Annotated in this window: 18 protein-coding genes; 8 read left to right on the forward strand and 10 right to left on the reverse strand. The window is 60.2% G+C overall.

The annotated features are described in order from the left end of the window. Window positions 1-9: 9 nt before the first annotated feature. The 4 genes from ACIPLA_RS03070 to ACIPLA_RS03085 all read left to right on the forward strand — a co-directional run bounded on the left by ACIPLA_RS03070 (window position 10) and on the right by ACIPLA_RS03085 (window position 6,347). Window positions 10-1,122: an efflux RND transporter periplasmic adaptor subunit gene (locus ACIPLA_RS03070; protein WP_123495076.1), complete on the forward strand. Its 1,113-nt coding sequence runs from the start codon at window positions 10-12 to the stop codon at window positions 1,120-1,122. Continuing rightward, window positions 1,119-4,214 carry an efflux RND transporter permease subunit gene (locus ACIPLA_RS03075; protein ID WP_401171343.1) on the forward strand — a complete coding sequence of 1,032 codons (3,096 nt, stop codon included), beginning with the start codon at window positions 1,119-1,121 and terminating at the stop codon, window positions 4,212-4,214. The genes ACIPLA_RS03070 and ACIPLA_RS03075 overlap by 4 nt, the downstream gene beginning before the upstream one ends. Window positions 4,215-4,526: 312 nt before the next feature. Continuing rightward, window positions 4,527-5,318 (forward strand): XRE family transcriptional regulator, encoded by a 792-nt coding sequence (locus ACIPLA_RS03080; protein WP_401171345.1) that lies wholly within the window; start codon window positions 4,527-4,529, stop codon window positions 5,316-5,318. A 354-nt stretch (window positions 5,319-5,672) separates the two neighbouring features. Then, window positions 5,673-6,347 carry a polysaccharide lyase family 7 protein gene (locus ACIPLA_RS03085; RefSeq protein ID WP_401171346.1) on the forward strand — a complete coding sequence of 225 codons (675 nt, stop codon included), beginning with the start codon at window positions 5,673-5,675 and terminating at the stop codon, window positions 6,345-6,347. A gap of 110 nt (window positions 6,348-6,457) precedes the next feature. Here ACIPLA_RS03085 and ACIPLA_RS03090 read toward each other — a convergent pair whose 3' ends face one another. Continuing rightward, window positions 6,458-6,703, reverse strand: a complete 246-nt coding sequence (locus ACIPLA_RS03090) for a DUF3079 domain-containing protein (protein ID WP_401171348.1) — start codon at window positions 6,701-6,703, stop codon at window positions 6,458-6,460. A 206-nt stretch (window positions 6,704-6,909) separates the two neighbouring features. Here ACIPLA_RS03090 and ACIPLA_RS03095 point away from each other — a divergent pair, with 206 nt between their 5' ends. The 4 genes from ACIPLA_RS03095 to ACIPLA_RS03110 are packed head-to-tail and all read left to right on the forward strand — an operon-like array spanning window position 6,910 to window position 10,017. Next, window positions 6,910-7,440: an iron transporter gene (locus ACIPLA_RS03095; protein WP_401171351.1), complete on the forward strand. Its 531-nt coding sequence runs from the start codon at window positions 6,910-6,912 to the stop codon at window positions 7,438-7,440. Then, complete coding sequence (locus ACIPLA_RS03100) at window positions 7,441-7,773, forward strand: cupredoxin domain-containing protein (protein ID WP_218396222.1); 333 nt, start codon at window positions 7,441-7,443, stop codon at window positions 7,771-7,773. Between the two features lie 22 nt (window positions 7,774-7,795). Continuing rightward, a complete protein-coding gene (locus ACIPLA_RS03105) occupies window positions 7,796-8,650 on the forward strand; it encodes an FTR1 family protein (RefSeq protein ID WP_401171354.1) in 855 nt (284 codons plus the stop codon). Next, a complete protein-coding gene (locus ACIPLA_RS03110; protein WP_401171357.1) occupies window positions 8,638-10,017 on the forward strand; it encodes a 4Fe-4S binding protein in 1,380 nt (459 codons plus the stop codon). Before ACIPLA_RS03105 ends, ACIPLA_RS03110 begins: the two co-directional genes overlap by 13 nt. Before the next feature lie 15 nt (window positions 10,018-10,032). Here the strand turns inward: ACIPLA_RS03110 and ACIPLA_RS03115 are convergent, their stop codons facing one another. The 9 genes from ACIPLA_RS03115 to ACIPLA_RS03155 form a co-directional block, all read right to left on the reverse strand. After that, the gene (locus ACIPLA_RS03115; RefSeq protein ID WP_176466953.1) at window positions 10,033-10,728 is read right to left on the reverse strand and encodes an anaerobic ribonucleoside-triphosphate reductase activating protein; all 696 of its coding nucleotides are present in this window, start codon (window positions 10,726-10,728) and stop codon (window positions 10,033-10,035) included. Then, window positions 10,725-10,892 carry an anaerobic ribonucleoside-triphosphate reductase gene (gene nrdD / locus ACIPLA_RS03120; protein ID WP_017338867.1) on the reverse strand — a complete coding sequence of 56 codons (168 nt, stop codon included), beginning with the start codon at window positions 10,890-10,892 and terminating at the stop codon, window positions 10,725-10,727. The genes ACIPLA_RS03115 and nrdD overlap by 4 nt, the downstream gene beginning before the upstream one ends. Window positions 10,893-10,924: 32 nt before the next feature. Continuing rightward, on the reverse strand, window positions 10,925-12,940 hold the full coding sequence (locus ACIPLA_RS03125; protein ID WP_218396230.1) for a ribonucleoside triphosphate reductase: 2,016 nt from the start codon (window positions 12,938-12,940) through the stop codon (window positions 10,925-10,927). Window positions 12,941-13,229: 289 nt separating this feature from the next. Next, the gene (gene moaA / locus ACIPLA_RS03130; protein WP_123495087.1) at window positions 13,230-14,222 is read right to left on the reverse strand and encodes a GTP 3',8-cyclase MoaA; all 993 of its coding nucleotides are present in this window, start codon (window positions 14,220-14,222) and stop codon (window positions 13,230-13,232) included. Between the two features lie 25 nt (window positions 14,223-14,247). After that, the gene (locus ACIPLA_RS03135) at window positions 14,248-15,207 is read right to left on the reverse strand and encodes a peptidylprolyl isomerase (protein WP_401171363.1); all 960 of its coding nucleotides are present in this window, start codon (window positions 15,205-15,207) and stop codon (window positions 14,248-14,250) included. A 10-nt stretch (window positions 15,208-15,217) separates the two neighbouring features. After that, window positions 15,218-15,898: a respiratory nitrate reductase subunit gamma gene (gene narI / locus ACIPLA_RS03140; RefSeq protein ID WP_192343689.1), complete on the reverse strand. Its 681-nt coding sequence runs from the start codon at window positions 15,896-15,898 to the stop codon at window positions 15,218-15,220. Continuing rightward, window positions 15,891-16,646, reverse strand: a complete 756-nt coding sequence (gene narJ, locus ACIPLA_RS03145) for a nitrate reductase molybdenum cofactor assembly chaperone (RefSeq protein WP_192343688.1) — start codon at window positions 16,644-16,646, stop codon at window positions 15,891-15,893. Before narJ ends, narI begins: the two co-directional genes overlap by 8 nt. Before the next feature lie 2 nt (window positions 16,647-16,648). Next, complete coding sequence (narH, locus tag ACIPLA_RS03150; protein ID WP_038982852.1) at window positions 16,649-18,187, reverse strand: nitrate reductase subunit beta; 1,539 nt, start codon at window positions 18,185-18,187, stop codon at window positions 16,649-16,651. Between the two features lies 1 nt (window position 18,188). Beyond that, a partial coding sequence (locus tag ACIPLA_RS03155; RefSeq protein WP_401171368.1) for a hypothetical protein occupies window positions 18,189-18,394 on the reverse strand: 206 nt, incomplete at its 5' end.

Here is an 18,394-nt window from a genome sequence, read left to right on the forward strand (position 1 = left end):
GGAACCGCCTTGAAAACCTCCCTTACTGCGGCCGGCGCTTTGGCCGTAGCCGTCATGCTGTCCGCGTGCAGCCCGGACCAGCCGACCGTTCAGGCACCACGACCGGTACGCACCGTTGAAATCAGCTACGACAATGCCCGCGACATCAGTCGCTACGTAGGCACCGTACAGTCGCGACATGAAGTCGACCAGGCCTTCCGCGTGGGCGGCAAAGTCGCCCAGCGCAACGTCGATGTAGGCCAGTTTGTACGCGAAGGCAGCATTTTGGCTGTGCTGGATGACAGCGACTACCGCCTCGCTGAAGAAGCGTCTCGACAACAGTGGGCGGTTGCCGCCGAGCAGACACGCCAGGCCGATTCGGACCGCCAGCGCCTGACCGCGCTGAAGGCTGACGGCTCGGTCAGTGCGGCCGACGACGAGCGCGCGCATACAAATGCCCAGACTGCGCATGCGACCGCCGAGGCCGAGGCGCGAAAGCTTGAGCTCGCACGCAACCGGCTCAAATACACCGTGCTGCGCGCCTCGCGTAGCGGCGTCGTCACGGCTGTTCGCGTTGAGACCGGGCAAGTCGTGGCTGAGGGCCAACCGGTTGTCTCGATCGCGAATCCCGATGAATCCGAGATCGTTGTCGATGTGCCCGAGGATCAGCTGTCCGTCTTCAAGGAGGCGCGTTTCAAGGCCTCGCTGGCCAGTGCGCCGAACGAGATCTTCGATGTCACGCTGCGTGAGCTGTCGCCCCAGGCTGCGGCGCAAACGCGCACCTATCGCGCGCGGCTCAAGCCGATGCAGGCGCTGCCGCTGGGTGCCACTGCCACGGTAACGGCCGAGCGCGTGATGACCAGTGTCTCGGTGGCAGCGGTGCCAGCCACGGCACTGACGCAAAGCGGCGGCCAGCCTGCCCTGTGGGTGGTCACGCCCGTGGGCAAGGATCCGGTCGGCGTCGTCGAATTGGTGCAGGTGGCGGTGTTGGGCTACCGCAACGACGAGGTGCTCGTCTCCGGGCCGCAGGCCGGTGCATTGGTCGTTACCGCCGGGGTACAGAAGATGGCATCCGGACTGAAGGTCGCGCTTCCCGGCGCGGCGATTGTTGACGCGAACATCACGCAGCAGGCCGCCCGATGAACAACTTCAACCTCACCGACTGGGCGCTGCGCCATCGCGCCATCGTCCTGTTCATGCTCCTCATTGTCGCAGTGGCCGGCGCCTTCAGCTTCACCAGGCTCGGTCAGCTCGAGGATCCGAACTTTTCCGTGCCCTCCATGACCGCCATGGTCATCTGGCCGGGCGCCACCGCTCAGCAGATGCAGGACCAGGTCCTCAACCGCATGGAGAAGAAATTCGAGCAGATCGACAACTTCGAGAAGGTGGTCACCTACGCGCGGCAAGGCTACGCGGGCATGACGCTCACCGTGCGCGGCGGCACCTCCAAGGCTGACCAGCGCGAGGCCTGGTATCAGGCGCGCAAGAAACTCAACGACCTGAGCCGCGAGCTGCCTGACGGTGTGATCGGCCCGATCGTAAACGACGAATACGGCGACGTGTATGGCCTGATGTACGCGGTCAAGGGCGACGGTGTCGGTCACGCCGACCTGTCGGACGCGGCCGAGGACATCAAGCGCCAGATGCTGAAGGTGCCGATGGTCAAGAAGATCGATCTCATCGGCAAGCAGGCCAAGCGCGTCTACGTTGAGTTCTCGCACGAGCGCCTGGCAGCGCTGGGCATTACACCGTTGGCCATCGCCGAAAGCCTCAAGAGCCAGAACGTCCTGTTGCCCGCAGGTCAGATCGACACCCGCGGCGACCGCGTCATGGTGCGCGTGAGCGGCCAGTTCGCCAGCGAAGAGGCTATCCGCAACGTGCCCATCTCCGCAGGCGGTCGGCTGATCAAGCTCGGCGACATTGCGACCGTTACACGTGACTTTGAGGATCCGCCGACCTACACAGTGCGCCACAACGGCCAGCCAGTGCTGATGCTCGGCATCACGATGACCAGCGACGGCAACATCGTGGACCTTGGCAAGGCGATGGACACGGCAGTCGCCAAGATCCAGTCGGAGCTACCACATGGCGTGGAGCTTGAGCTCGTGGCCGACCAGCCAACCACGGTGAAGGATGCTATCCACGACTTCGCGCACGCGCTGGCTGAGGCGCTGATCATCGTGATCGCAGTGAGCCTGGCCAGCCTGGGCTGGCGCGCTGGCCTTGTGGTCGCGACCACAGTGCCGCTGGTGTTGGGCGGCGTAGCGCTGGTGATGCTGGCGATGGGCTGGAACCTGGAGCGTATCTCGCTCGGCTCGCTGATTATCGCATTGGGCCTGCTGGTGGATGACGCCATCATCGCCATCGAGATGATGGTGGCGAAGATGGAAACCGGCATGGACCGCGTAAAGGCGGCCGCCTTCTCTTATCAGTCCACCGCCATGCCGCGCCTGACCGGCGCACTCATCACCGTCGTGGGCTTCCTGCCGATCGGCCTCTCGAAGTCCACCACCGGCGAGTACGCGGGTGGCATTTTCTGGATCGTCGGCGCCGCGGTGCTGTTCTCGTGGATCTGTTCCGGCATCTTCACGCCGTACCTGGCGGTCAAGATGCTGCCCAACGATTTAGGCAAGCACCAGCATGGTGATATGTATGACACGAAGTTCTACCGTACCCTGCGCCGCCTGATCGACGCCGCCATCGAGCGCCGGTGGGTGGTCATCGGTGCGACGTTTGGCGCTCTGGTGCTTGCTCTGGCCTGTATCAAGCTAGTGCCGCAGCAATTCTTCCCCAACAGTTCGCGACCTGAACTGGTCATTGACCTGCGCGTCAAGGAAGGTTCCTCGTTCGCCGCGACGACCGAGCAGGTCAAGCACATGGAGGAGATCCTGGCGAAGGACGAGGACGTGCGTTTCTATACCGCCTACACCGGCGCCGGCGCACCGCGCTTCTATCTCTCGCTCAACCCCGAGCTGCCGAATCCGGGATTCGCCCAGTTCGTTGTAATGACCAAGGACCTGGATGCACGCGAGCGGGTGCGTGAGCGGCTGGTGACCTCGGCCGACCAACAATTCCCGCAGGCGTGGGTGCGCGTGACCCGGCTCGAGTTGGGGCCGCCTGTCGGCTACCCGGTGCAGTTTCGCGTCGTCGGCCCCGATACTCAAGTGGTGCGCCGGATCGCCCGCGACGTGGAGAAGGTGGTTGCGTCCAACCCGAAGGTGCGCGACCTCCAGCTCGACTGGAACGACCCGGTGCGCACGCTGAAGGTCGAGCTTGATCAGGACAAGGCGAGCGCGCTTGGCCTCACGCCGGCCGACGTGTCGCTGGCGACCCAGACCGTGATGAACGGCGCAACCCTGTCGCAGCTGCGTGAGCATGAGGACCTGATCGACATCGTCGCCCGTGCCGTGCCTGAGGAGCGCTTGAGCCTCGACACACTGAAAGACATCAACCTTTACACCCGCCAGGGCACGGTGGTGCCGTTGTCGCAAGTCGCACAGGTGCGCTCCGAACTGGAAGAGCCAGTGCTGTGGCGCCGCAACCGCGATATGGCGATCACGGTGCGTGCCGACGTGAAGGATGGCGAACAAGGCGTATCGGTGACGCAGGAGCTCCAGCCGTTGCTTAAGGATATCGAAGCGAAGCTGCCGTCGGGCTACCGCATCGACGTGGGCGGCGCGGTGGAGGAAAGTGACAAAGCCAACAAGGCACTGCTGGCGGTGGCCCCGCTGATGCTGATCAGCATCCTGCTGTTGCTTATGCTGCAACTGCAGAGCTTCTCTCGCATGTGGATGGTGGTGCTGACCGCACCGCTGGGCCTGATCGGTGTGGTGCCGGCGCTGCTGGTGTTCCAGTCGCCGCTGGGCTTCGTCGCAATCCTGGGCATCATCGCATTGGGTGGCATGATCATGCGCAACTCGGTGATCCTGATCGACCAAGTGCAAACCGAGATCGCCGAAGGGCGCGACCCATGGAATGCTGTGCTGGATGCCGCCATTCACCGGGCCCGTCCGGTGATGCTGACGGCGCTGGCCACCGTGCTTGCAATGATCCCGCTAACGCGCAGTGTGTTCTGGGGGCCGATGGCAATTGCGATCATGGGCGGCCTTACCGTGGCGACGCTATTGACGATCTTCTTCGTCCCGGCGTTATACGCCGCATGGTTCAAGGTGGGTCGCCAGCCGGCCGCTGACAGCCAACAGGTACGGGAGGATGCCGCACTCGCTTCTGAGTGATGTGTGCCGTGACACTGTGTTCCCGACCTCACCGCTATTAGAAAGGCTTGCTCAGCGCCGTTTCTGAAAACAACAGAGGTCAGCCGCGAGGTTCAGCGAAACCTGCTTTCTTTCGCCTCCTCGCGGCTATTCCCACTGACAACGGCAAGCCCCCCGCTACCCCTGTTTATGGCGCGTTGACGGCTACAGGACGCACAAGGAGCGCCCCGAGCAGCCACCTGCCACGTAGAGCAGCAGAGTTGCTTTTATCAGTCGAAATCTACCAGCAGCGCTACTTGCAGAAATATCAGTTCTGCTAATACCCTTGTCACCATGAAAACACGCCGCCCCCTTACCCCTGAAGAAGTCGCCGAGAGCTCCAGGCTCAAGGCTATTTATGACCAGCGAAAGTCTGCCGCCAAAGCGGCTGGATCAAATCTCACTCAAGCGGATGTGGCCGAGGCCTGCGGATGGTCTGGCCAAAGCGCATTCAGTCAGTACGCAACCGGCAAGGTTCCACTGAACGTCGAGGCACTCCTGAAACTGGCAAAAGCCTTGCGCTTCGATGCCAGTGAAGTGAGCCAGCGCCTGATGTCGACCGTTGCCAGTGTCCAGCTTTCCGAGCGCATCCAGCCAAGCGTACTGATGTCGGACATCGAACCTTGGGATGACGACACGCCCCTGGATGACGATGAAGTTTACGTTCCCTTCCTGCGCGAAGTGGAACTGGCAGCCGGATCAGGCCGTTTCGTGATTGAGGAAAGCGACACTGCCCGGCTGCGTTTTTTCAAGAAGGACCTTCGCCATAACAGCGTTCAGTTCAGCAACGCGAAGTGCGTGGTTGTCAGCGGCAACAGCATGCTGCCAGTGCTGCGTGACGGCGCAACCGTGGGCATCAATGTCGGCAAGAGCTCACTGGGCGATATCGTTGACGGCGACATGTACGCCATCAACCACAACGGTCAGCTACGCGTGAAACAGGTTTACCGCCTGCCGACGGGCATCCGCCTGCGCAGCTTCAATCGCGACGAGCATCCGGATGAGGACTACACCTTTGCAGAAGTTCAGGAACAGCAGATCGTGATCCTGGGCCATGTGTTTTGGTGGGGGATGTTTGCCCGCTGATTGACGTTCACATGCCCGTCAGGCGATGAGGTTGCAGCTAAAAAGCCGAAACATCAAAAACCCGCCAGGTGCGGGTTTTTTTACGCCCCGCCAAAATATTATTAGCAGTGCTATTTACATTAAATATAAGCACTGCTACTTTTATCTCAAGAAATCAAATATCGAATCGCTTGTTAGATCTGACGGCCAGCGAGGTATTGACCGAACTGACGCATCGCCCGGAAGCGGCGCGAGCAACAACGAAAGCATCACTTCTGCCCATTCACTGAGTGGGCAGTGGGATGTAGGCCTACATCAAAAGCGAAAGGCTCAACGGAGCAAAAGGTGACATCAAATGAATTAAGGAAAATGACCATGACCGTAGATATCAGCAACTACACAATCGCTACACCGCTTCCGATCTCCGAGACCAACCCCATCGCACTTGAGCTCATCGGCTGGCGGGCGCTGCTTGAATGCCCGCAAGTCATTTCGATGCTTCCAGATGGCTCGCTGCAAATGACGGCACCGACCCTCGGCGCTTCGAGCAAGAGCACGCAGCGGACTCGCTGCGAGTGGAAAGAGCCGGGTTATTGGCTGTTCGCCAGCGCTGCTGACCATTGGAACCGACAAGAAATGCGCCTGACGAAGGTCAACTCGCTGCAGAAGGTCGTAATCGGCCAGATTCATGTGCAGGGTTCAGAGCGACCACCGGTGAAAGTGTTTTGGAACAAAGGCCGAATCACCATGGGGTTCCGGTCGAGTTATCTACAAGAAGACCCGGTGAATTCCACGGTTCTGGAAGACGTGCCGCTCGGGGCACTGTTCAAAATCAACATTCACGCCAATTCGAATGGCGCGGTCTCCGTTTCGGCGAGCTGTAACGGCGTCAAATCGACCTCCGCAATCATGCGCCTCGACAACACCTGGGACACGAAAACGCTGGCCTTCCACGGCGGTGTGTACAACCAGATCGATTACTCCGACACCACCGACCCCGAAGACGGTTCGGTGTGCATCATCAGCGACCTTTCCATCACCCATGCTTGATATTAAATCGGATCTGTAGGAGCCAGGCTTGCCGGCGAAGGCGTCCTCAAGGGCGCCTTCGCCGGCAAGTCGGATCGCCGCACCGCTGGCTCCTACGAAAAGCGGCCGGATCAACTCTTTACGTGCAGCGCATCATCGGGCAATGACTGGAGGTCATCCACCACATTGTCTGTAGTAATGACCGCATCAAGGCCCCAGTCGCCAGGCACGTGCCAATCCTCCCCAAACATCTCCGCCGGATGCATCGTCCGTTCGGAACCATTGCCGCATGCCAGGGACTTCGCCGGACAATACAGGTCGCATCCCCAACAGATCCGTTCGGGGTGCTTGGGGTTGACGGGGAAGTTCTTGGCCATACCGATCTCCGATCATTGAGTGGCGTTTTTCCAACCTACAGCCCTTGCGCAATGCCAGCCTTGATACATATCAAGAACCGGCATCGAGCCCCCTGCGCAATCCTGAGCCAACCGTTTAATTACTCAAAACTTGATAACAATCATTATTGTTCGCAGCAAAGCTTCCTAGACTCGGGCTCCTACTCATCGGTGTTCAGGAAGCTATTATGCGTACCCCTTTTTCGCTATCACTCGCCCTGCTCTTGCTCACACCACTGGCTCACGCCAAGGAATACCCGATCGGGGAACCACAGTTGTGTCCCGGGCTGGAAGTCGGGGCGGTGTATTTGCAGCCGATAGAAATGGCACCTACGGGGATGATGCGCGCCACCGCGGATTCCGACGTCCACCTGGAAGCTGACATTCGCGCCACTGCGGACAATCGGCAGGGCTTTCAGGAAGGCAGTTTCGTCCCCTACCTGAACGTCTCTTTCAACCTGAAAAAACACGGCAGCGACCCAGAGATCAAAGGCGATTTCCACGCCATGGTGGCCAACGACGGTCCGCACTATGGCGACAATGTGAAGCTGCTTGGCCCCGGTAAATATCAGCTGACGTTCACCGTCCTGCCACCTGGCGGTCATGGCTCCCTCGGGCGCCATACCGATAAGGAAACCGGTGTAGCGCCCTGGTTTGAACGCTGCGAACTGCACTACGAATTCATCTACGCCGGCATCGGTAAAAAAGGCGGTTATTGAATGAAGCGCCTGCATCTTGCCTGGCTGATTGTGGCCGGAACAGTTGCACCGTTGACGGCCCATGCCGAGTTGCCGAGCTACGAACTGGTTCTGCGCGATGGCCACTTCACCCCTGCCTTGCTGGAGGTGCCGGCCGGACAGCGCTTCAAGATCGTTCTGAAGAACGCCGGCCAAGGTCCGGCCGAGTTCGAGAGCACGCCGTTGCGGGTTGAAAAAGTCTTGTCGCCGGGCGTGACAACCTTCGTGGTCATTCACCCCCTGAGGCCCGGTCACTATCCCTTTTTTGACGAGTTCAATCCGCAATTGCCCGAGGGCGGCATCCTCGCGAAATAACCTGTTAGCGCACGGAGCTTCCATGAATCAATCAATGTTCATCGTCTGGCGCGAAAGCGTCGAGGCGTTGCTGGTGATCGGTATTCTCCAGGCCTGGGCCAGCCAGCAAGGCCAACGTAATCGTCTGTTCAAATTCCTTTGGGCAGGTGTAGTGCTGGGGTTGATGCTCTCGGGCCTGCTGGCGGTGTTGATTCTGTTTGCCGGTGAGGCCATGAACGGGTCGGCCAGCGAATGGTTCCAGGCCGCACTCGCACTGGTTGCAAGTTTGTTGATGGTGCAGATGGTGGGCTGGATGCATCGCCACGGACGCACCTTCAACCACGATTTGCGACGACACGCCGATAGCCACCTGGCTCGACAAGGGGGCGCAGGTCTATTACTGCTGGCCATGCTCGCGATCAGCCGTGAAGGCAGCGAAACGGTGGTTTTTCTCTATGGCGCCGGCGCCCGGTTGCGCGGTCCGCAGCTCGGTTTGTTTGCCGTCGGCGGCGTGTTGGGACTGGTGCTGTCGGCGCTGACCATCACGCTGCTGCACAGCAGTCGCCGATTCATTTCATGGCAGCGATTCTTTGCCATCAGCGAAGTCATCTTGCTCATGCTCGGCGCAGCGTTGCTGGTCAGCGGCACCGAACGAATCGGCGGCCAACTGCTCTCCCTGGATTTGCCGGACGTGGTTTACAGCCTCATTGGCGAAGCGCTTTGGGATAGCAGCACGTTGCTGAACGACAGCCACGGATTGGGTGGTTTTCTTGCCGGGTTCGCCGGTTATCGGGCAAGCCCCAGTGGCCTGACCTTGTTGGTGTGGATCGGTTATTGGCTGGCCGTCGGCGGCTGGCTACGGCAACGGACTGCGGAAAACCTGCCATGCCCGACCTGAGCCGGCGCAATCGATGGCTCCAACGCCTGGGCGACGGGATGCGTCGCCATGCGTCCGTCATCCGTGCGGTGCAGTGGGCTGTTGTAGTGTTTTATGCGGTGCTGTTGGTGACCCCGGCGCTGTTGCCGCTGCCAGACAGCCAGGCACGGATACTCGACAACCTGACCTTGCTCGCACAGCTTCTATTCTGGGGAATCTGGTGGCCGTTCGTGTTGCTGTCGATGGTGTTCTTCGGCCGACTCTGGTGCGGCGTTCTGTGCCCGGAAGGTTCGCTCAGCGAATGGGCCAGCCATTACGGTAAAGGCCTGGGTGTGCCGCGCTGGTTGCGTTGGGGCGGCTGGCCAACATTGGCGTTCTGCCTGACGACCCTCTACGGCCAGTTGATCAGCGTCTATGACTACGCCCAGGCCGCGCTGTTGATTCTGGGCGGTTCGACCGTCGCAGCGGTCATCGTCGGGTTGTTGTTCGCCCGGGGCAAGCGAGTCTGGTGCCGCTACCTGTGCCCGGTCAGCGGCGTTTTCGCCCTACTCGCCCGGCTGGCCCCTGTGCACTTTCAGGTCGATGAACAACGCTGGCTAGAAAATGCCGCACCGCGCCTGCCGCCGCCCAACTGCGCGCCCCTGCTCGATATCCGCCGCCTGCAAGGCGCCAGTGATTGCCACGCCTGCGGACGCTGCAGCGGGCAACGCGGTGCCGTTCAGCTGATCGCCCGCTCCAGCAATCAGGAGATTCTTCACGCAACAGCGCAAACCCTGTCCCCTTGGGATGCACGCTTGCTGCTGTTCGGCGTGATCGGCTTGGCCATGGGCGCGTTTCAGTGGACGGTCAGCCCATGGTTTGTCGCCCTCAAACAATCCCTGGCCCAGTGGCTGGTCGAACACAACCAGTTCTGGGCCCTGCAGGACAACGCTCGCTGGTGGCTGCTCACCCATTACCCGCAGCTCAACGACAGCTTCAGTTGGCTCGACGGTTTCAGCATCGTCGCTTACCTGAGTTTGAGTTCGATAGTGCTCGGCACGGCGTTGATGCTGCTTCTGCGTCTGACGGCCCGACTGGCGAGAGATCGCACACTGTATTGGCCCCTGGCGCTGACACTCACGCCCCTGGGGGGGGCCGGCCTGTTTCTCGGGCTGTCGGCCACCACCGTCAAATTACTGCGTTATGAAGGTCTGCTGCTGGAGTGGGTACAACCGGCCAGGGCCTGTCTGTTATTGGCCGCGATGGGCTGGAGCCTGCTACTGGGTTGGAAACGGCTGAGTCGCGAAGGTCTTTCCCAGGTGCGACGCGGGTCCGCCATCGCTTGCCTGCTCCTGGCCGAAGGCATGGTGGGATTTGGCTGGTGGTTGCAATTCTGGGGCTGGGCTTGAGTTCCCCAGCCCCCGTTACCCCCGCAACACGAAGGCTGGAAACAACTCGCGCATGGCCTCCCACAACTCTGGCAGCAACGCTTGAGCCGACACGCTCGGCAACAGCGGATCGAACATCCGTTCGGTGCGAACCAGTTGCACGGCAAAGCGTTTGACGCCGAGCGCATTCAAGCGTTTTGCCAGGATCAGCAGACGCGCCGGTTCGAACAGATGCCAATGCACGGTGGTGCGACATTCGTAGTCGACACCACTGGCCAGCAGATGCTCGAGGCTGCGCCAGTTGGCGGTGCCGCTGCCCTCGACCCGGGTGATGGCCTGGCAATCCTCGGGCAACGCCTTGACATCGAAACCGACCCAATCCGCCCCGGTCAATGCCTTGGCAAATGCAGCAGGCTTGATCCCGGCGCTGTGCAAGCCGATGCGAAACCCCATGTCCCGCACTTCATCCATGGCGCCGAGCAAACCGTCCTGCAAGGTTGGCTCACCACCGCTGAACACCACGGCATCGAGCAGGTCCTGACGACGTTGCAGAAACGCCAGCACCCGCCGCCAATCCACTTCCTCACTGCCACGAGGGGGAATCAGCTGCGGGTTATGACAATAACGACAACGCCAGGCGCAACCCTGGCAAAACAGCACGCAGGCGAGCTGTCCCGGATAGTCGATAGTGGTCAGGGGCACCATGCCCCCGACCCGAAGCATTCGACTCATTGGCGCCCGGCCAGTGCCGCGCTTTCAGTGAAGTGCACCCGCTCACGGTGCTCCGACTGTTTACCCGGATTGAACGCCGACACAGGACGGTGATAGCCCATCACCCGGGTCCAGACTTCGCAGCGTTGACGTTGAGCCTGGGGCAGTGTTTGCGATGCAGTCATGGTGAAGCTCCTTGCGGTTGAGTGGATCGAAATCAATGAACGGCGCCGGCTTTCTGCTCTTGCAGCAGCAGGACCTCGTCGCACTTAGGGCAGAACTCATGCTCGCCATCGAGGTAGCCGTGCACCGGGCAGATGGAGAACGTCGGGGTCACGGTCAGGTACGGCAGGCGGAAGCGGCCAAGGGCTTTTCGCACCAGTTGCTTGCAAGCCTGGGTCGAAGAAATTCGCTCGGCCATGTACAGGTGCAGGACCGTGCCGCCGGTGTATTTGCATTGCAGTTCGTCTTGAAGTTCCAGGGCCTCGAAGGGGTCTTCGGTGTAGCCCACCGGCAGTTGCGAGGAGTTGGTGTAATACGGCGCCTGCACACTGCCGGCCTGGAGAATGTCCGGATAGCGCTTGAGGTCTTCCTTGGCGAAGCGGTAAGTGGTGCCTTCTGCCGGTGTCGCTTCCAGGTTGTAGAGATGACCGGTTTCCTCCTGGAATCGCAGCAACGTGGCGCGCACATGGTCGAGCATATTCAGGGCAAACTTGCGGCCCTGTTCGGTGTGCATGCCCTCCTCGTCGCCGCTGAAATTGCGCAGCATTTCATGCAGGCCGTTGAGGCCGATGGTGGAAAAATGGTTGCGCAAGGTGCCCAGGTAACGCTTGGTGTACGGGTACAAACCGGCGTCCATGTGGTGCTGAATGACTTTGCGCTTGACCTCCAGGCTTTCCATCGCCAGCTCCATCAGCGTGTCCAGGCGCTGCAACAAACCACTGGTGTTGCCCTTGAACACATAACCCAGACGGGCGCAGTTGATAGTTACCACGCCAAGCGACCCGGTCTGTTCCGCCGAGCCGAACAAGCCGCCGCCGCGCTTGAGCAACTCCCGCACATCGAGTTGCAACCGGCAGCACATCGAACGCACTTGATTGGGCTGAAGATCCGAATTGAGGAAGTTCTGGAAGTACGGCAAACCGTAACGCGCGGTCATCTCGAACAGACGGTCGGCGTTTTCACTGTCCCACGGAAAATCATGGGTGATGTTGTAGGTCGGGATCGGAAAGGTGAACACTCGCCCTTTCGCATCGCCAGCCTGCATCACCTCGATGTAGGCGCGGTTGAGCAGGTCCATTTCGACTTGCAGGTCGCCATAGGCAAACGGCATTTCCTCCCCGCCGATGACGGGTATCTGCTCGCGTAAATCCTGCGGGCACACCCAGTCGAAAGTCAGGTTGGTGAACGGCGTCTGGGTGCCCCAGCGCGAGGGTACGTTGAGGTTGTAGATGAACTCCTGGATCGCCTGGCGCACCTCCTGATAACTCAGCTGGTCCTTGCGCACATAGGGCGCGAGGTAGGTATCGAAGGAGCTGAATGCCTGAGCACCGGCCCATTCGTTTTGCAGGGTGCCGAGGAAATTCACCATCTGCCCCAAAGCGCTGCTCAAGTGCTTCGGCGGACCGGCTTCAACACGCCCCGGCACACCGTTGAGCCCTTCGTGCAACAGGGTGCGCAGCGACCACCCGGCGCAGTAACCGGCGAGCATGTCCAGGTCGTGCACATGCAAGTCCGCCTCGCGGTGGGCCTGGCCGATGGCCTCGCTGTACACCTCGTCCAGCCAGTAGTTGGCAGTGACCTTGCCCGACACGTTCAACACCAGCCCACCCAGGGAATACCCCTGATTGGCGTTGGCCTGAACCCGCCAGTCTTCACGATCCAGGTACTCGTTCATCGAGGTCGCCACTTCGACCATGGTCCGGCGGTCCCGACGCAAACGCCCGTGTTGTTCGCGGTAGACGATGTAGGCCCGCATGGCGAAGAAGAAACCGGCGTCCATCAACACCCGTTCGACACGATCCTGGATCTGCTCGACATGCAGCCTTGGCAGTCCGTCCAGCCGGGCGAGTACCGCCTGAAGCAAGTCTTCAACCTCAACCTCGGTGTACTCCCCGGTTGCCTTGCCGGCAGCGATCAATGCTTGACGGATCTTGTCCGCATCGAAGGCGACCAGACTGCCATCGCGCTTGTGCAAGCGGTTACATCCTACTGCGATCAGCGTGCTCTGCATTTGGCCTCCAAACACTACATATAGACTTAAATAAACTTAAAACCACAACATGCAGTGAAGACTACGGACAAAGGGCTGATCTGCAATTGATCGATATCAAGATTTGGCGGTGAAAAAAACGTCCGATGACGACACAGATTCTGTGGCAAGCGAGGAGCCAATGTGGGAGCGGGCTTGCTCGCGAAGAGGCCATCACATTCAACATCATTGTTGACTGATAGACCGCTTTCGCGAGCAAACCCGCTCCCACATTTGATCATCTGTGTTCTTACAAACCGTGCAGAGCAGCTCAACCACCACTCATGTTCATGAACCGCACTATCTGCACCTCCCCTTCGGGACTGAAATCGTGGCGCAACGGCTTGCCGCGCAAGGCCTTCTGCACGGCATTGATCACGGGCTGATCATCCAGCGGATAACGCCGCAGCAATCCTCTTAAATCCAGCGCATCGTCCTGCCCCAGACAAAGCAACAGCTTCCCTTCAACCGTCATCCGTACCCGATTACAGCTGCCACAGAAGTTGTGACTGTTGGGTGAAATGAAACCGATCCGGGTATCGGGATGGCGTTCCAGGCGCACGTAGCGCGCCGGTCCGCCGCTGTTTTCAGTGCTATCGAGCAACCGATGCTGGCTGGCGATCAGCGCCCGCACTTCGTCGCTGGAACAAAACGATTCGCCCCGGGAACGCCCGACGTCGCCCAAGGGCATTTCTTCGATGAAACTGATATCGATGCGCTGATCGATGGCGTATTGCACCAACGCCGGGACTTCATCGAAGTTGCGCCCTTTCATCACCACGCAGTTGAGTTTGATCCGCTCAAACCCCGCGTCCCGCGCCGCTTCGATGCCGTTGAGCACCTGATCGAGATCGCCGATGCGGGTGATCGCACGAAACTTCTGCCCGTCCAGGCTATCGAGGCTGATGTTCATCCGCTTGACCCCCGCCTCTGCCAATGGCCGGGCCAGGCGGCTCAGTTGCGAGCCGTTGCTGGTCATGACCAGTTCGCGCAAACCGGGCAGCGCGGCGATGTTGCGGCACAGTTCGACAATGCCCGGACGAATCAGCGGCTCGCCGCCGGTCAGGCGGATTTTGCGTACACCCAACCCGACGAACAGCGTTGCCAGACGCTGCAACTCTTCCAGCGTGAGCACCTGCTGACGCGGCAGGAAGGTCATGTTTTTCGCCATGCAATACACACAGCGAAAATCACAACGGTCCGTCACCGACATCCGCAGATAATCGATCTGCCGTCCAAAGCCATCCTGCATTACAGCGTTCATCACATCTCCCGGTTTTCCTCGATGCTCACTGCACCAGCGGTGAGTCGGCACCCTGCAAGTGGATGCCGCGAATATCCGCCGCACCGATCAGGGTTTGCAGGTACTGCACCAGCGCTTTTTGCCAGACGCCTTGCTGCAACTGCGTGCGAATCGCCGTCGACACCACTTCATAGGGCAACGGCATACCTTCGATCCGCTGATCGACACTGACCACATGCCAGCCGTAGCGACTTTCCAGCGGTTTGCTGGCCAGGCCCGGCGCCAGGGTGAACAGCTGACGTTCCAGTTCGGGCACGGTCTGGCCCTTGCTGATTTGCCCCAGAGAACCGCCCTGAGCCTTCGACGGGCAGGCCGAATACTTCACGGCCAGCTCGGCGAAACTGCCGGGAAAGTCTTCCAGACGTTGCAGCAGAACTTCCGCCTGATCATGGGCAAGGGCGCGCGCCTCGACATCATCCGGCGCACACTCGAGCAGGATGTGCCGAACCGCCAGCAACGGTGCGCTGTGAAAGCGCCCGCGATTGTTTTCGTAGTAACGCAGACTGGTTTCCTCGTCGCACTGCGGTACGTGCACCTCGCGTTCGAGCAATAAGCGCGTGGCCGCTTCTTCTTCGTTCTCGCCAGCGCCAATCTCCATCGACACGCCGAGTTCGGCAATGCGCTGCTGCAACAACTCGCGGATCACCAACGCCCGGGCGGCCAGGTACACCGCTTCTTCGCGGCTTTCGGCCGGGTGATATTGCAGCTCCTGGGCCATCGCTTCCGGGGTGATCGAGACCTCGTTGACGCTGATGATCGGCCACTCCTGTTCGCTGCTGGCGATCAACTGCGCCGGGGCGTCATCGGCAGCTGCCGGCTCAACCGGGAGAGCTTCAAACTGCGCCTCTGCGACCGGCGCGATATCGAGAACGTCCTCGGCTTTTTTGGAAGACCCGCAGCCACCGCTGCCGCCGTTACCACCACCACATCCACATCCACCTGACATGATTGTCTCCTCAGTACTTCTGACGAACGATTTGATAACGACGCCCCAGGTACCAGATCGGTGCGCTGATCATGTGTACGAGACGGGTGAAGGGGAACAGCACAAACAGGGTCAAACCGAGAAACACGTGCAGCTTGTAGGTCAGCCCGACCGGCGCGATGGCCGCCGCCGCTTCCATCGGCCGCAACAGCACAGTGTTCTGCGCCCAATCGGCGAGCATCACCATCACCGAGCCGTCCATATGCGCGGTGGACGCCGCAATCGTCAGCAGCCCCAGCAGCAACTGCGCCAGCAGCACCAGCAGAATCAGGATGTCCGAAGGGCTGGAGGTGGCGCGTACCCGAGGATCGGTGAGCCGCCGATTGACCAGCATCAGCAAGCCGATCAAGCACAGCAGACCAAAGAACCCGCCGGACACCATCGCCAGCAACTGCTTGTTCTCGGTGCTGATGACATGGTGATAGACCGACGCTGGGGTCAGCAGGCCAACGAAGTGCCCGGCCAGCACGAACAACACACCGACGTGAAAGAGGTTGCTCGCCACGCGCATCCCGCGCTGATTGAGCATCTGGCTCGAACCTGCCTTCCAGCTGTATTGCGACAGGTCGAAGCGTGCCCAGCTGCCAATCAGGCAAATGGCCAAAGCGACGTAGGGATAGATCCCGAATAACAACAGATTCCATTTAGACATTACCGACCTCCTTGGCTGGCGCGGCGGCCAACCCTTCATGCTGAAAATCCACCCAGTGCAACGGCACCGCGCTTTCTTCCCGAGCCTTGCCCGGTGCGCTTGGCAGTCCACTGCAACGGTCCTGCTGTTCGGCCTGGAGAAAGTCAACGGCCTCCTCTTCCCAGATCTTGTCGAGGGCTTCGAGGGAGTCATCGCGTGGTTCCGCCGCCACCTGCGCCCGCAGATCGGCCACCGCCTGATGCGGTTCGGCCCCGGCGATTTGCAGCAGCGCCCGAAAACAACTGGCATAGGCGCTTTCGCGCTCTTCCAGGCGTGCGGCGAGCAAGGCCAGCAAGTGCGAAACATCCGCCAGGCCCTCGCGGGCCTCGATGTCTTCGCGGGTGGAGAGGAACTCCAGGTACAACGGGATGTAATCGGGCAGCTCTTTGACGCCGATGGCAAAACCGGCTTCTTCGTATTGCGCCATCATGTCGACCATCGCCTGGCCACGGTCGCGGGACTCGCCGTGCACATGCTCAAACAACAGCAACGACAGCGAACGACCCCGGCCGAACAGCGCACCGTAGTGCTCCTGCCCGTCCATCAGGTCATTGGCGCAGATCAGCTCGAGCAATTCGAACAACGCGCCGCGCTGTTTAGGGCTGATTTCCCGTGACTGGATGATCGCTTTCTCCAGTTCGTCGCGACCGCCAATCAGCGTCTCGGTCGGGTAATCGAGCAGCAGCGAAATCACTTTGAGAATTTGCATGCTCATTCCTCCCACAACTGGACGGTTTTCAGGATGTCGCGGCGGTTGGCTTTCTTCGCACCGAACATGTTGGTGTCGGAACTGCCGCTGCAGCCGCTGCCGAAACTGAAACCACAACCGGAGCGTTCGGCGAAGGCATCGCTCATGGCGTCTTCACGGTGCGCGCTCGGTACCACAAAGCGGTCTTCATAGTTGGCGATCGCCAGGTAGCGATACATCTCCTCGACCTGGGCCACGCTCAGGCCGACGTCCTTCAACACTTGCAGGTCCTGAACCCCGTCGACTTGCTCGGAACGTTTGTAGGCGCGCATCGCCAGCAAGCGTTTAAGCGCACGCTTGACCGGTTTTTCATCGCCCGCCGTCAGCAGGTTGGCCAGGTACTTCAGTGGAATACGCAGGCTGTCGACATCCGGGATCACCCCGTTCATACCGACGGTACCGGCAGTGGCGGCGTTCTGGATCGGCGACAGCGGCGGCACGTACCAAACCATCGGCAAGGTGCGGTATTCCGGGTGCAACGGCAGTGCGAGTTTCCAGTCCACGGCCATTTTGTAGACCGGCGAACGTTGCGCCGAGTCGATCACCGACTGCGGTACGCCATCGGCCAGGGCCTGACGAATCACTGCCGGGTCATTCGGATCGAGGAAGATCTCCAGTTGTTTCTCGTACAGATCCTGCTCATTGGCGGTGCTCGCCACTTCGCTGATGCGGTCGGCGTCATACAGCAGCACGCCGAGGTAACGGATGCGTCCGACACAGGTTTCGGCGCAAACGGTCGGCATCCCGGCTTCGATCCGCGGGTAGCAGAAGATGCACTTCTCGGACTTGCCGCTCTTCCAGTTGAAGTAGATTTTCTTGTACGGGCAGCCGCTGATGCACATCCGCCAGCCACGGCATTTCTCCTGGTCGATCAGGACAATCCCGTCTTCTTCACGCTTGTAGATCGCCCCGCTCGGGCACGACGCCGCGCACGTCGGGTTGAGGCAGTGCTCGCACAGGCGCGGCAAATACATCATGAAAGTGTTTTCGTATTCGCCGTAAATGTCCGCCTGGATCTTGTCGAAGTTCTTGTCCTTGCGACGCTTGGCGAATTCGGTGCCGAGGATTTCTTCCCAGTTCGGGCCCCACTCGATTTTTTCCATGCGCTTGCCGGAGATCAGCGAACGCGGACGCGCAGTGGGCTGATGCTCGCCCAGCGGCGCGGTGTGCAGGTGCTGGTAATCGAAGTCGAAGGGCTCGTAGTAATCGTCGAGGCTCGGCAGGTCCGGGTTGGCGAAAATGTTCGCCAACACGCGGAATTTACCGCCGATGCGCGGGTTGATCGTGCCGTTGGCGTTGCGGATCCAGCCGCCCTTCCACTTGTCCTGGTTTTCCCATTCTTTCGGGTAGCCGATCCCGGGTTTCGATTCGACGTTGTTGAACCAGGCGTATTCCATGCCTTCACGGCTGGTCCAGACGTTTTTGCAGGTGATCGAACAGGTGTGGCAACCGATGCACTTGTCCAGGTTCAGAACCATGCCGATTTGTGAGCGAATCTTCATCTCAGTTCTCCTCGATATCGGTCGGCAGCGGACGTGGCAGGTCATCGCCACTTGAACCATCGAGCCAGTCGACTTTGGACATTTTGCGCACCACGACGAATTCGTCGCGGTTACAACCGACCGTGCCGTAATAGTTGAAACCGTAGGCTTGCTGGGCATAGCCGCCGATCATGTGGGTCGGTTTGAGCACAACGCGGGTGACCGAGT

Source organism: Pseudomonas sp. NPDC086112 (assembly GCF_044746425.1).
GTDB lineage: Bacteria > Pseudomonadota > Gammaproteobacteria > Pseudomonadales > Pseudomonadaceae > Aquipseudomonas.

What these genes read in the sequence shown, in the direction of transcription:
- ACIPLA_RS03075 (WP_401171343.1), top strand. Translation starts at nt 1,119, where the DNA reads ATGAACAACTTCAACCTCACCGACTGGGCGCTGCGCCATCGCGCCATC.
- ACIPLA_RS03080 (WP_401171345.1), top strand. Translation starts at nt 4,527, where the DNA reads ATGAAAACACGCCGCCCCCTTACCCCTGAAGAAGTCGCCGAGAGCTCC.
- ACIPLA_RS03085 (WP_401171346.1), top strand. Translation starts at nt 5,673, where the DNA reads ATGACCGTAGATATCAGCAACTACACAATCGCTACACCGCTTCCGATC.
- ACIPLA_RS03090 (WP_401171348.1), bottom strand. Translation starts at nt 6,703, where the DNA reads ATGGCCAAGAACTTCCCCGTCAACCCCAAGCACCCCGAACGGATCTGT.
- ACIPLA_RS03095 (WP_401171351.1), top strand. Translation starts at nt 6,910, where the DNA reads ATGCGTACCCCTTTTTCGCTATCACTCGCCCTGCTCTTGCTCACACCA.
- ACIPLA_RS03100 (WP_218396222.1), top strand. Translation starts at nt 7,441, where the DNA reads ATGAAGCGCCTGCATCTTGCCTGGCTGATTGTGGCCGGAACAGTTGCA.
- ACIPLA_RS03105 (WP_401171354.1), top strand. Translation starts at nt 7,796, where the DNA reads ATGAATCAATCAATGTTCATCGTCTGGCGCGAAAGCGTCGAGGCGTTG.
- ACIPLA_RS03110 (WP_401171357.1), top strand. Translation starts at nt 8,638, where the DNA reads ATGCCCGACCTGAGCCGGCGCAATCGATGGCTCCAACGCCTGGGCGAC.
- ACIPLA_RS03115 (WP_176466953.1), bottom strand. Translation starts at nt 10,728, where the DNA reads ATGAGTCGAATGCTTCGGGTCGGGGGCATGGTGCCCCTGACCACTATC.
- nrdD (WP_017338867.1), bottom strand. Translation starts at nt 10,892, where the DNA reads ATGACTGCATCGCAAACACTGCCCCAGGCTCAACGTCAACGCTGCGAA.
- ACIPLA_RS03125 (WP_218396230.1), bottom strand. Translation starts at nt 12,940, where the DNA reads ATGCAGAGCACGCTGATCGCAGTAGGATGTAACCGCTTGCACAAGCGC.
- moaA (WP_123495087.1), bottom strand. Translation starts at nt 14,222, where the DNA reads ATGAACGCTGTAATGCAGGATGGCTTTGGACGGCAGATCGATTATCTG.
- ACIPLA_RS03135 (WP_401171363.1), bottom strand. Translation starts at nt 15,207, where the DNA reads ATGTCAGGTGGATGTGGATGTGGTGGTGGTAACGGCGGCAGCGGTGGC.
- narI (WP_192343689.1), bottom strand. Translation starts at nt 15,898, where the DNA reads ATGTCTAAATGGAATCTGTTGTTATTCGGGATCTATCCCTACGTCGCT.
- narJ (WP_192343688.1), bottom strand. Translation starts at nt 16,646, where the DNA reads ATGCAAATTCTCAAAGTGATTTCGCTGCTGCTCGATTACCCGACCGAG.
- narH (WP_038982852.1), bottom strand. Translation starts at nt 18,187, where the DNA reads ATGAAGATTCGCTCACAAATCGGCATGGTTCTGAACCTGGACAAGTGC.